At 50.8% G+C, this 12,749-nt stretch carries 12 protein-coding genes; all 12 read left to right on the top strand.

The window, feature by feature from the left end; translation table 11 throughout:
- Positions 1 to 29 precede the first annotated feature (29 nt).
- A complete protein-coding gene (locus Thiosp_RS19760; RefSeq protein WP_323696658.1) occupies positions 30 to 608 on the top strand; it encodes a GNAT family N-acetyltransferase in 579 nt (192 codons plus the stop codon).
- Positions 601 to 1,605 (top strand): class I SAM-dependent methyltransferase, encoded by a 1,005-nt coding sequence (locus tag Thiosp_RS19755; RefSeq protein ID WP_323696657.1) that lies wholly within the window; start codon positions 601 to 603, stop codon positions 1,603 to 1,605. The genes Thiosp_RS19760 and Thiosp_RS19755 overlap by 8 nt, the downstream gene beginning before the upstream one ends.
- The gene (locus Thiosp_RS19750; RefSeq protein WP_323696656.1) at positions 1,602 to 2,549 is read left to right on the top strand and encodes a glycoside hydrolase family protein; all 948 of its coding nucleotides are present in this window, start codon (positions 1,602 to 1,604) and stop codon (positions 2,547 to 2,549) included. The genes Thiosp_RS19755 and Thiosp_RS19750 overlap by 4 nt, the downstream gene beginning before the upstream one ends.
- Positions 2,550 to 2,553: 4 nt before the next feature.
- Positions 2,554 to 2,982, top strand: a complete 429-nt coding sequence (locus tag Thiosp_RS19745; protein WP_323696655.1) for a class I SAM-dependent methyltransferase — start codon at positions 2,554 to 2,556, stop codon at positions 2,980 to 2,982.
- A 643-nt stretch (positions 2,983 to 3,625) separates the two neighbouring features.
- On the top strand, positions 3,626 to 4,549 hold the full coding sequence (locus tag Thiosp_RS19740; RefSeq protein WP_323696654.1) for a glycosyltransferase family 2 protein: 924 nt from the start codon (positions 3,626 to 3,628) through the stop codon (positions 4,547 to 4,549).
- A gap of 360 nt (positions 4,550 to 4,909) precedes the next feature.
- Entirely contained in the window at positions 4,910 to 5,881 is a 972-nt protein-coding gene (locus tag Thiosp_RS19735; RefSeq protein ID WP_323696653.1) for a radical SAM protein, read from the top strand.
- Between the two features lie 78 nt (positions 5,882 to 5,959).
- Positions 5,960 to 6,658: a class I SAM-dependent methyltransferase gene (locus tag Thiosp_RS19730; RefSeq protein ID WP_323696652.1), complete on the top strand. Its 699-nt coding sequence runs from the start codon at positions 5,960 to 5,962 to the stop codon at positions 6,656 to 6,658.
- Positions 6,648 to 7,874 (top strand): glycosyltransferase family 2 protein, encoded by a 1,227-nt coding sequence (locus tag Thiosp_RS19725; RefSeq protein WP_323696651.1) that lies wholly within the window; start codon positions 6,648 to 6,650, stop codon positions 7,872 to 7,874. The genes Thiosp_RS19730 and Thiosp_RS19725 overlap by 11 nt, the downstream gene beginning before the upstream one ends.
- Before the next feature lie 9 nt (positions 7,875 to 7,883).
- Positions 7,884 to 8,567: a methyltransferase domain-containing protein gene (locus Thiosp_RS19720; RefSeq protein WP_323696650.1), complete on the top strand. Its 684-nt coding sequence runs from the start codon at positions 7,884 to 7,886 to the stop codon at positions 8,565 to 8,567.
- On the top strand, positions 8,555 to 9,997 hold the full coding sequence (locus tag Thiosp_RS19715; protein ID WP_323696649.1) for a glycosyltransferase family 4 protein: 1,443 nt from the start codon (positions 8,555 to 8,557) through the stop codon (positions 9,995 to 9,997). Before Thiosp_RS19720 ends, Thiosp_RS19715 begins: the two co-directional genes overlap by 13 nt.
- Before the next feature lies 1 nt (position 9,998).
- Positions 9,999 to 10,247 carry a DUF29 family protein gene (locus Thiosp_RS24830; RefSeq protein WP_407702741.1) on the top strand — a complete coding sequence of 83 codons (249 nt, stop codon included), beginning with the start codon at positions 9,999 to 10,001 and terminating at the stop codon, positions 10,245 to 10,247.
- Positions 10,248 to 10,316: 69 nt separating this feature from the next.
- Positions 10,317 to 12,689, top strand: a complete 2,373-nt coding sequence (locus Thiosp_RS19710; protein WP_323696648.1) for a hypothetical protein — start codon at positions 10,317 to 10,319, stop codon at positions 12,687 to 12,689.
- Positions 12,690 to 12,749: the final 60 nt, after the last annotated feature.

Below are 12,749 nucleotides of genomic sequence, written 5' to 3'. Positions count from 1 at the left end.
GCTGGTAGTAAAACGACCCTTGTCGCCTGATGTCATTGATAACGCCTTGTAATTTAGTCCGGCAGGACGGGGTTCTAGCCGTTCGTCCTGTTCGTATCCAAGATGCCGACGCGCTTTTCCCGGCGATGGCAGACCCAGCCCTTTCTCGTTTTCTTGCCTGGGCGCCGCATGTCACTGTTGAGGAGACGCGCTCAGTTCTAGCTGCACTGGAGGGCGCTCAGAGTGACGGCAAAGCCTGGCACTGGACAGTGTTGTTAAACGATCATCCAGTTGGTTTGGTATCACTGATAGATGTCCGGCGAACCCACCGAACATGGCGTTTGGACCGAGCGGAGATGGCCTACTGGATCGCACCGGAGGCTCAGGGGTGCGGTCTCGCCAGCCGCGCAAGTGCAATGGTCGCGGACTTGGCTTTCGGCTCGCTTGGGTTGGAGAAACTTCTTATTGCCAATGCCAAGGACAATCCAAGTTCTGGCCGAGTAGCCGAACGACTCGGTGCCAGAATCATTGGTACCGAACTGCGCGCCTTTGAAAAAGATGGTTGCTGGCATAACCTGATTTGGCGTGAACTCCATAGACGGCCTGCTGAGGAAGAGTCATTTGTGTAGTACTGAATTATCAAATGTATACCGCCATCCCCTGAACGGCACGCGCCTTATCTCAGAGACAGATCCACATGGGGATATCAATGCATTATTGGGCAAAGATGGTGTTAAGTTCTTCGTCAGTGATGGTATTCCCGATCTCATTTGGCCACGCACCTTAGAGGCATCTGAGCGTCAGGCTCAATCGATATATGAAGAGGTCGCTGACGTTTACGACAAATATATTCACCTGACCTTCGACACCTTCAGGGCCGATGAAATCACCGAACGCACCAAAATGGTGGAGCGCTTGCATCTCCAATCAGGTCAAACGGTTTTGGAGTTCGGCTGCGGTACCGGACGTACAACCGCACTGCTAGCCGAGTGGCTGGGAGCAAGCGGACAGATTTTCCTCCAAGAGTTGGCTCGACCTGTGCTCGTGAAGGCACGCGAAAAGGCGCAGCAGCTTGAAACTCCAACTGAAGTAGCCTTGGCTAATGGCAGTTACCTGCCAATGGCCGACAACAGTGTTGATGCCGTTTTCCATTTTGGCGGACTAAACATGTTCTCCGAGATCGACCGCTGCCTTCGGGAGGCAGTGCGCGTCACCAAGCCCGGCGGTCGGGTCGTGATTGGTGACGAGAACATGCCGATTTGGCTGCGCGAGACAGAGATGGGACGGGTACTCATGAACTCGAACCCACATTACCGTTGTCCGGTTCCATTCGAGCACATTCCAGTCGAGGCCCGCGACGTGACCTGTGAATGGATCATTGGCGGTGTCTTTTATGTTATTTCCTTCACGGTAGGGGAAGGAGAACCCTACGCAGACTTGGATTTTGATATACCCGGTCGACGCGGCGGCACGCACCGGACACGCTATTATGGCCAACTGGAGGGCGTTAGTCCGGAAGCTAAGCAGCGCGCTCAAGAACAAGCGCAAAAGTCAGGGGTTAGCCTCCACACCTGGCTTGATCAATTGATCAAAGCCTCATCTGATACCAGAGGAGGCGAGTTATGAAGCCCATTATTTGGCGAAAACACGGTCTAGCTTTCGATGCGCCTGCTGTCGCCTGGATCGGCAGCCATGCACAGAATCCGACGCCTTTGTTGCTTGAGGATCGTATGCGCGTTTACTGTAACGTTCGCCCACCACCAGACGCCAATGGCAATTATTGCGCCCGTGTGGCCTATGCTGACCTTGACCGCGAAAATCCGACCCGGCTGCTCACGATAGCCGAGGAACCGATCATGCCGTTGGGCGGACGAGGCGAGTTCGATGAGTTTGGGACGATGGTGCAAAGCGTCATCCGACATCCGAATACCGGTGACCTTTGGATGTACTATGTGGGGTGGACTCGCAAAGTATCGGTGCCCTTTGATTGGGCCATTGGTCTTGCGATCAGCCGAGACGGTGGCGAGACCTTCAAGCGTCAAGGCAAGGGACCAATCATTGGCGCCACACAGGACGAGCCTTTTCTCCATGCCTGCCCGCATGTTCAGCGAGAAGGTGACCTGTGGCACCTTTGGTATGGAACCGGAATTGAATGGCAAAGCAAGGAGGTTGAACCGATATACCGCCTATTTCACGCGACATCAAAAGATGGGCAACATTGGCAACGAGAGGGGCAGCCGTTCCTCCCGCTCGTTGTGGAAGATGAATGCCAGACGACACCAACAGTGTTTCGTCACAACGGACGCTGGACAATGCTGTTCTCCTACCGTTATGGAACTGACTTCCGATCAGCGGAACGTGGCTATCGTATTGGCTGTGCCGTCTCAGATGACCTAAAAACATGGACCCGCAACGACGACCTTGTCGGTTTGAAACCATCCGCAACTGGTTGGGACAGCGAGATGGTTGCTTATCCTGCCGTGCTCCAAACAGATGACCAAACCTTGTTGTTTTATTGCGGTAACGGGTTTGGCCAGGCAGGGTTCGGCATAGCAATCGCAGAGAACTAAAGTAATGAGTACAGGAGCCTTTTCTAATCTCTATCGGCAATGGGCCGAGCGCGGTGTCCATCTTTATCCAACCGAATTTGTTGTGCGCACAATGCTTGGGACTTATCCCCGTCACGCTTTTCGGGAGAGCTGGGATGGGGCAGCAGTGCTCGACCTTGGCTTTGGTGACGGTCGAAATTTTCCGCTACTCATCAACCTCTACTGCAAAATTGCTGGCGTTGAGATAACAGAGGATATTGTCGCCTTGGCGCAAGAGCGCTTTAAGGGCGTTGAGCTTGATCTCCGAGTTGGGACAAATGCGCGCATCCCCTTCGACGATGCCAGTTTCGATGCGGTGCTCGCATGTCATAGCATGTACTATCTCGAAGACGGTGACAATTTCGACGATAACCTTGCGGAGATCGCACGTGTGTTGCGTCTGGGGGGGGGCTGATTTTTTCGGTTCCACACTCGGATAATTTCATTTTTCGGGATGCGTTCCCGTTGGATAGGATCACCTACCGAATCGAGAATGATCCCTATGAACTGCGCAACGGCAGCCGTCTGGTTGGCTTCTCGGAACCTCGGGATTTGGAGTTGGCGCTCTATTCCCGTTTTATGAACATCAGACTTGGCACTCAGGATGATGACTTTTACGGAATACGCGTGGCGGGTTATTTTGGCTTCGCCGAAAAACGGAACTTAAAGTTACAGCCATCGCATTTGATATCCAGATAGGCGATCCGCGCCGGGTGGAAGTCTGCGCTACATCCTCATTCCGGCCAGTAGATCAAACAGCTATAATAGTTTTGTGGCAACGGTGTCCGGTTCATTTTCACAGGTACGTCTCCAATAATGGCCGCAATTTGGCCTCATATAGCGCAGGAGACGGCGGCGAGAGAAACGAGTGTTTGAAAAACCTCAGCACCTGACGGCTGATTTTCGACGTATAGCGGAACAGCGGGACCGTCCAGTCTGGTCGCTCGGTGCCATCTGGCGCGCCGGGGGCTTTGCGCTGACGGTGCTCCTGTTTCTCCTGTTTGCGCAAGGCTTTGTGATCACGCGCGCCCTCTGGCATTCGGGGCTAGGCTCGAATTATGCCTAAGTCAACACCTTCAAACCACGGGTCGCGCATAGCTATCGCTCAAACACCCCCCGCCTATGTACCTTTGTCACACCCAATCCGCATCACTGAGCAGGTTTGGCCGGTGGAAACCGTGCCGTTGGTTAGCATCTGCTGCCTTACCTACAATCACGAACGCTTCATAGCTGAATGCCTGGATGGCTTTCTGAAGCAGGAGACGACCTTCCCTGTAGAGGTGTTGATTCATGACGACGCATCGGTAGACGGCACTGCGGAGATCATTCGAATATACGCTGCCCGCCACCCGCAAATAGTTTATCCAATTTTGCAGATGGAAAATCAATACAGCAAGAAGAAGTACCCAATGTCGATTTTCCTTTATCCCAGGGTGAAAGGAGAGTACATTGCTCTCTGCGAAGGGGATGATTATTGGATTGATAGTAGTAAACTGGAAAAGCAGGTCTCTGCCCTTCAGTTATGTCCTAAATATTCGAGTTCATTCCATGAGACTGAGGTTATTTTTAATGGAGAATTTACCGGGCGAAAATATGGCGTGACGATTAAATCTGAGTTGAAAGCAGAGGATACGATCGCTGCCTATGCACCATTTCATACCTCGTCATTTATTTTTCGATCCAAGATTAGTCCTAGATTAATGACTATGCCTAGGGTAACGAGTGGTGATATGTATCATTTTTCGGTGGCGTCAGCACATGGACCAATCGTTAAAGTAGCTGGTGTTATGAGTGTTTATCGTAAACATGATGGAGGGATTACCTCTTCACGACTCGTTATAGACAGATTTCATCAGGATCGAATCAAACTGATCCATCTGCTTGACGAAATGCATGAATTTAAATACGAGGCCAAAGCAGCAGAGGTGATTGCCTTTCATAATAGAAAAATATCGATCGCAAACGGGCTAAAGAAGCGTTAACGATTTTATGGTGGTAGTTTTACGGCAGGCGTTGCTTAAGCGATATCGCGTTCCGAAACTTAGAGCGCAATTTTATAAAAAAGGAATCTTTCAGAGGTGCGCCCGTTCTTCTTGCGCAATGACGAGTGCACTAAAACAAATATGTCTTTGTTGCCATGCTCGCGTTAAAGATTACCTTAGGCTGCGCGCTCAGAGTAAGCACGCTCCATCATCGTAACACCCCTTTGTGGAGAAAATCGGCCAAGATAATGCACGAAAGCAATAGATATCAACTTCACCATTGAACTAATTCTGCAAGAGAGATACTTGTGAAGGCGTTGCTTGGTTAGATAAAAGTAGTGATTTCACCATGCTAGTTTAGTGGCCATACTGACAGGTAAAATGATGAATATGCAAATCTCCAGCCTTCCAACTTCTGTGCATCTAGAGCTGACTAATACCTGTAACCTGCAGTGTAAATTTTGTTGTGTAGGTGAGTTTGGCAAAGGCGAAGGACAATCGTTGGAGTGGTATTTAGGACAATTTGAAGTCTATACCTCGCCGGAGTTAGTGAACATACGGCTCGTAGGAGCCGGGGAGCCCACTGTCTATCGTAGATTCCGAGATCTTGTACGTGAGCTTATAGCTCGTGGATTCAATATGTCGCTCGTTACGAATGGCGTTCGTCTTTTGAACTTTTGCGAGCACCTCGTCAATTTCGAATGGATCTGCGTATCTGTTCACGGCCTCGGCCCTGTTCATAATCAGCTCGTTGGGGCAAACGTATTTGATAGAGTTATTTCAGGGATCAAAGCCTTACAAGATGCAAAACCTGACGTAAATATGTTTGTGAGCTGCGTGGTGTGCTCAGAGAATATCTCAAGTATGTTGCAAATTGCTGATTTTTTTGCAGAGCAAAATGTTCCCCTGCGGTTCGCGCCTTTAGTTGATAATAGTCTATTATCGAAATCAGATAAGCTCTTGCTAAGAGAACAGCTTCGTCTTATAAATTTATATCATCCGGAAGTGAAACTTCCCCCTTATTCGGAGGAACCTGCATTTGAAGAGTCAGTACGTGCTTTCATTGCTGACGACCAAGAATTAGCTAGGCAAGGTTTAGATGCTGATCGCGTTGTTTGCAAAAACATTTACAGAGAAGTTAAAATTAACCATAAGGGCAATTTGTTCTTTTGCAAATATCGTTTGCTAGGGAATCTCTCTATGAATTCACTACGACATTTGTGGGAAAGTGAGGGCCGGACAAAGTTTTTGGTTGAAATAGAAAAGCACGTACAGGCAACAGGTTACTATCCGCAATCTTGTTTGAAATGCTGCTATTTGACTAATCTTTAAATTTTAAGGCTAAGTTCAGTGTGGTGAAAAAAAAGTTTTTAAATCAGCCATGAGCCAGAAGCCCTAGGAGAGTGTGCAGTGACAAATCATGTCGACAAGGTGTCAGCGAGAGAAATGGTAAGCCAGCGTCTTCGTCAGTTTCGACAGGCACTGAAAAGTTACCGTGAAACATATAAAATGAATTGTCGGTTTTTCCTCGATATTAATGCTCCTTTGGTGCCGGAAGAAGCGCTTCATGGTGCTAAGGTATTTCCCAATAGAGAAGCTTTATTATGGAAAGTAGCCGCAGTATCAAGAATGCCAATAATTGCTGAAGTGGGAACAGACAGAGGGGATTGGGCAGAGTTTTTGTTAGATACCCTAAATCCAACATTACTACATCTTTTTGATATCGACTTTACCAAAGTCCGAGAAAATCTTTTAAAGTCACCGCAGGTTGTTTTCCATCAAGGGGATTCATCGTCAAATCTTGGAAAGCTACCATCTGAATCATTTGACCTCATTTACATTGATGGTGACCATAGCTATTCTGGTGTTGCAAAGGATATTGAAATGGCTGTTGAGAAGCTGCAGCAAAAAGGGTGTTTGATTTTTAATGATTATACTCTTTGGTCTCCTACAAGTGCCATCGCATATGGCGTAGTGCGTGCAGTTAACGAGCTATTATTGACTGAATGGCACATGACAGGCATTGCGTTGACTCCCAATGGTTATTGGGACGTGATGTGTCAACGGCAAGGTGAGTCAGTTTGGAGCGCATTGCGCAATGGGAATTGAATTTTCAAAGCCGGTTGTTTCAGTAATCGTCCCTGCATATAATCGTGAACGATCAATTGATGCTGCCGTCGCTAGCGTGCTGTCGCAGACGTATCAGGAAATTGAGGTTATCGTAATTGATGATGCTTCCACTGATGATACCACTTGGAAGGTAGAGCGGATTATCAGGAAGGATGGAAGGGTCCGACTAATCCGGCTTAAATGTAATCAAGGTGGTGGAAGCGCTCGAAATATCGGTATTGACGCGGCTCAGGGGGAAATAGTGGCCTTCCTTGACAGCGATGATGTATGGTTTCCGTCGAAGATTGAACAACAGGTAAGTTGCATCCTTGCCTCTCAGAATCCCTCACGTGTTGCAGTTTATTGTCGGGCAATTAAGTGGGAGGGTTCAGAATGCGCGGATGTTGTTCCATATTGGGAGATCGCACAAGGGGAGCCAGTGTTAGACTATATGTTCTGTAGGGACGGATTTATTCAGACGAGTGGTCTTTTGCTTGCGCGAGACCTTGCGCGAGAAGTACGATTTCGGGAAATCCGGAGGCATCAAGACTACGATTTTTGTATTCGGTTAGAGAAGGCTGGAACAACTTTTTTGATGGTGCGGGACCCATTGTATATCTGGGACAATCAATTCTATCCGGATCGAATTTCAAGAAATTTTGATGCGCGCCAATCGTTAGCGTGGGCGAATGAACAAGAGTGGCCTTCGACATTTTCATTCGAAGGATATCTTAAGCGACATAAAATATTTATTACTTTGGGTTTTAATCACGGCTTCACTGCAGCATTAATTCCAATAGCTCTTGCTTTGATGAGAGGGAAAATTCGTCTGACATTTGCTGTGCGCAGCATGCGAGAGGCTTTTCGGAGAAAGAGCCCTGATTTTGATAGGGCGCCAGGGAGGGAAAAACTTCTTGATGCTGTTCGAGAGAGCGGTTGGACATCTGCAGTTATATGCGGCGCCGGGCGCTATTTTAGGGAGATACTTCCCCAATTACTGGATGCCGGGTTGATCATTAGCAGTGTAGTTGATAGCAGAGCTTCAGGAGAATCATTTATCGTCAATGGTTATTCTGTCGTTACTTTGTCGGATGCAATAGAAATGGGAGAAAAAAGATTTATAGTAGCCTCGGCCGAGTTCGGGGAGGAAATATATAACGAAATTGTAAGGGCTTGGCCAGAAGGGCGACCTCCCCCAGAGGTTATTTATATTTGAGCTACCGATATGCAATACAACAAGAGAGATTTCGGCAAAATTGCCAAGAAGATTGTTTGCCCATTGTGTGGGTTTGAAGCGGAGGAGTTTCGAGCGTTCGGTGTAAAGCCAAGAAAAAATGCGCGGTGCCCGCATTGCGGCTGTGTTGAAAGACACCGCTTGATTTGGTATTACATTCAAGAGCGCCGACTTTTGACGGACGATTGCAATCTTCTTGATATTGCGCCTACAAGAGCTCTATCTGCTGTGATTAAAACCGAATATAATTTGCTGCATGTATCGGCTGATTTGTCTTCGAGCGAAGTGAATGTGCAAATGAACATCGAACAAATGCCTTTTGGGTACGAAAGTTTTGATGGAATCCTATGTGTTCATGTTCTCGAGCATGTTAAAGATGACGTTGGAGCCCTTAATGAGTTGTTTCGGGTACTTAAGCCGGAGGGGTGGGCTTTAATAAATGTACCAATGAATGAGAATGCAGAATATACAGATGAAGACCTCGGCCCAATTCAACCAGAAGAGCGAGAGAAACGGTTCGGGCAGTTTGACCACTTGAGAATTTACGGTCGAGACTTTATAGAACTTTGCAGATTAGCGGGCTTTTCGATGGAAGTTGTTTCTCCTAGCGTTGGCGTCGCAGAACTCCATGGGTTGTTGCCAAGAGAGCGAATTCTGCTGGGATGGAAGCGCTAGTGTCGATAAAGAAAATAGTCGTATTTGGTGCCGGAGGTGGCGGGCTCGACCTGTTTGGGCGTTTGGATAAAGAGTCTAAGGTTGTGGCAGTATGCGATAATGATTCTTGTAAGTGGGGAGAATACATATGCGGGCATGAGATTGTTTCTCCCGAGGTGGTTTTTTCAATGGATTTTGATCAAATCCTGGTCGCTAGCGTTTACTGGGACTCTATTCGAGAGCAACTTATCGATATGGGGATCTTTGAGAGCAAAATAGAAATTGACGGAGTTCTTTTAGAAAAGATTAACATTAGTAGAACCCAGCCAATTAGTGTTGTAGCTAGGCAGCGACAGGTCACAGGCGATGCACAATCCCAGACGGCTTTACGAGTGGCTTACATCCTGCACGAATATCCAGTAACGAGCCAAACCTTTGTAAAAGACGAAATTGAGGCTGTCCGCAATCTGGGTGTCGAGGTTATAGTTCTTGCTGTACCTTCAGTTTCCAAAAGTGCCTTCAGTGCTAGTGGACTAAGGGGTAAATGGGTAACCTTAAAAGAGTGTGTTGAGGGATTTCGGCCAGATATTATTCACACTCATTTTGTCGAGCCGCATTGCGCGGCGATGGTAGCAAATATTTGCGAGTCGCTAGAAATTCCGTTTACTGTTAAGCCCCATGCTTACGATATTTTCAGACAAGACTATCAGCGCGCAAATCGAATTAAAAAAATTGGCCGTAGTCCGTATTGTCTTGCAGTGTTTGCTTTGGGTTACTATCACCATTGCTTTCTAATACGTCAAGGCGTGCCACCCGAATCTGTACATCTCGTTAGAAATGTGACAGATTGGGCACGTTATTTTAACTCAGATCGGAAGAAGCTTGCGCCAAGAATTAAGAGAATTATTGCAGTGGGCCGGTATGTTGAGAAAAAGGGCTTTGATCTTATTATCCGTGCATTTCGCGCAGTGAGTGACAGCGATCTTCGCCTGCATGTTGTGGGCGAAGGTCGGCTATATGAACAGTATCGTTCACTGGCGGAGGGAGACTCTAGGATTCATATTGAGCGTAAATTCAAGACGCGGAAGGAAATTGCTGAGGTGTTGAAATATTCAGACTTGTTTGTTTTGCCGTGCCGAATTGACGGAAAAAATGATTCGGACGGCCTGCCGACTGTATTGATCGAATCGCTCGCTGCGGGCGTGCCTGTTTTGACAACATCGGTTGCAAGCATACCGGATTTGATAAGACATGGTGAAACCGGTTGGCTTGCTGCCCCAGGTTCTCTTTCTTCGCTCATGAGTTGTCTTAGTGACGCATTGTTATCGGAAGTGTCGGTGCGAGAGCAGATGCTGTCGCGGGCTAGTTCCCTGCTAAATGGTGAATTTGCGCCAATTCGTAATTCAAAATATCTAGTAGAATTGTGGCGCGTATTGCTAGCCAATCGGTAGTTTGACGGTTCATTCGGCTAAGGTTAATACGATTATTGAGCAGCGCAGACGAATTGCCGGGCATCTTTCGGAAGATCCCGGGCTGGTTGCGAAGTTACCGGAGTTGATCGAAACCGCCTATAGTTATGCTGTGACGGGTGCGGTGCGCGAAACGGGCCTTGGCCCGGAGGTATTTCCTGAGAAGTGTCCGTGGACTTACGAGCAAGTGAGTTATTCGAGCTTTTGGCCGCTTGGCGCAGGGGATTCCTGATTGGCTCATTGCTGCCCGCTTAAACCTAGACGGACCAAACTGAAAGGGCGGCTTTGGTGTGGATGACGAATGAGCTGGTGTGATGCTACTTTCTGCGGCCAGATCCCCCCTGCCTGCCGACTGATTTCGCTCGATATTTTCGATACCTTGTTGCATCGCGCGGTGGGCGACCCGCGCGATGTCTTCCTTTATTTGGGGGAGCAGGCCATCTCCGAGGGCTTGCTCGCCCCGCCGCTTGATCCGCATGGCTTCGCGGAATTGCGCGTGCGCATGCAGCGCCGGGCGCGACAGCGGGCGCGCTCGGAGACCGGGTCGAGTGAGGTGACGCTTGAGCACATCTGGGCCGAGGCACCGCCTACGCTGCCGGAACCGGGGCGACTGCTGGAGCTTGAGCTCGAAGTCGAGTACGCGCTGAGTTTCCCAAACCCTTATACGCGCGATTTTCTGATAACAGCCGGGGCGCGAGGCATTTCGCTCTGCCTGACTTCGGATACCTACTTTTCCCGCGCGTTCATCATCCGCTTGCTCGCGAAAGCCGGCATTTCGGGGGATGCTTTTCCGGCGCTGGTGCTGTCGAATGAACACTGCAAGAGTAAGACGGATGGGGCGCTTTTCGGTGTATTGCTCGATCAGGTCGCGCCCATCAAACCCGATGAGATTCTGCACATTGGGGACAATCTGAGCAGCGATGTGCTGCAACCTCGGGCGCTTGGTTTGCATGCCCGTCATTTTTCGGTCGCTGCCAACCAAGGCGATTGGCGCGAACGCGAGGCGCTGCTGGGGATGTCCCAATCTAACGGCGATGTGTCGCGTGCCGCGCGGGGGCTTGGTTCTCTGCCGGCGGCATCGCCTGACGTTACTGCCGATCCCGATGGGGTGGCCTTGTTCGACCTTGGCGCGATGGTGCTTGGGCCGCCCTTGGCCTTCTTCGCGCTCTGGGTGATGCAAGATGCGATTGCGCGCCGGCTCGAGTTGCTCTGTCCTGTGATGCGGGAGGCGACTGTGTTTGGGCCTTTGCTGCGCGCTGCGGGTCAGCATCTGGGGCATCCGATTCCGGTTGTGGATTTTTATGTGTCCCGACGCGCGGCTTTCGTGCCCGCGATGGAGGCGCTGGATGCGCGGGCGCTCGATCATTATGTGCGTAGGCGGCATTTTCGGCTGCGCGATCTGATCAGGGAACTGCGCCTGCCGCTCCCGGACGGCGCACTGGTCGGGCGGCTGGATGAGCGGCTGCGTGATCTGGTGAGCGATCCGGCGTTTTCTGCTTGGGTTAGTTCGGCGCCGGTGCAGGAGCAGGCGCGCATCGCAAGTGCCGAGGCGCGTGCGCTGTTGCGGGAGTATAGCCAGCAGGTGCTCGGGCCAGCGGCGCGCGTTGGTTTTGTCGATCTGGGTCCGAATGGCGATACGCTGGCAAATTTGGCCCAATCCATCGCTGATCCGAAGGCGGCGGAGAAACGGGAGCTGACGCATTATCTTTTTCACGCCAAGGCCAACGCGCTGGAGCATGTGCTCGACGGGCATCGGTTCCTGAGCTTTTTCGGGTTTGATCCTGAAGGGCTGCGCCTCGCTCAGCTGGTGAATCGCAGTCATGAGGTCATTGAGGTGTTGCTGACTCAGGGCATCGGGACGACGCTCGGCTACCGGCGAAATGCCGCAGGGCGGGTCGAGCCCGTCACCGCGCATTGGGTCGAAAACCCGCCGCAACAGCGGCTGATCGACAGCGGTCGGCGCGGCATGACGTTGGCTTGGCAGCATGTGGCGCATGCGACCGCCTTTGTGAAACCAGAGCATTTTCTCACCCCGGCGGCCCGCTTGGCGCTGGGGCGGCAATTAGAGCGCTTGCTGGAACTGCCGACGGCGGCGGAAGCGCGGGCAATCGGGCGCTTGGAGTTCGAGGACAATGTCGGGACTGACGCGCGCAGTCGGATCTGCACCGAGGCTGACCAGGCGCTGCTGGCCGAGCTGGGGCCGGAAGCTTTCATGCAGCGCGCCCGTGGCGGCTGGGGCTATCTGTACGATGAACTGCGCTGGCCGCAAGGCGTTGTCACAGCGGCGTATCCAGGATTTCTTAAGGCCGAACGGCGCCGGCTGTTTAACGATACCGACTATCGGTTTCTCGCCCAGACGCTGGTTGAGCGCGCCCTTGAGCAGGGTTTGCGCAAGGTCGCGCTCTATGGCGCCGGCCAGATCGGCCTGACCATGCTGACAGCCGCGCGCGAGCAGGGCCTGGCCATCGTCGCCGTGGTGGACAGTAATCCGAAACTCCACGGGCTGCGGTTGCTCGGCCACAAAATCATCAGCCTGGAAGAGGCTATGCGCCTGGGCTGCGATGGCTATCTGGTCGCCTCGGTTGCCTTCGCGCGGGCGATAGAAGAGACGATCAGGCGATGTTACGAAAATCGGCAGCTACGGGTTCCGGCCATTTTGGCGTTGGGCCGATAGAGCGTTCAAACAAGCCCGTTGACGAAGACATGGGGTTGTCTGGATTCTCGGTCATGCTGC

Source organism: Thiorhodovibrio litoralis (assembly GCF_033954455.1).
In the GTDB taxonomy this organism is placed as follows: domain Bacteria; phylum Pseudomonadota; class Gammaproteobacteria; order Chromatiales; family Chromatiaceae; genus Thiorhodovibrio; species Thiorhodovibrio litoralis.
This window is presented reverse-complemented; position numbering and strand designations above follow the sequence as displayed.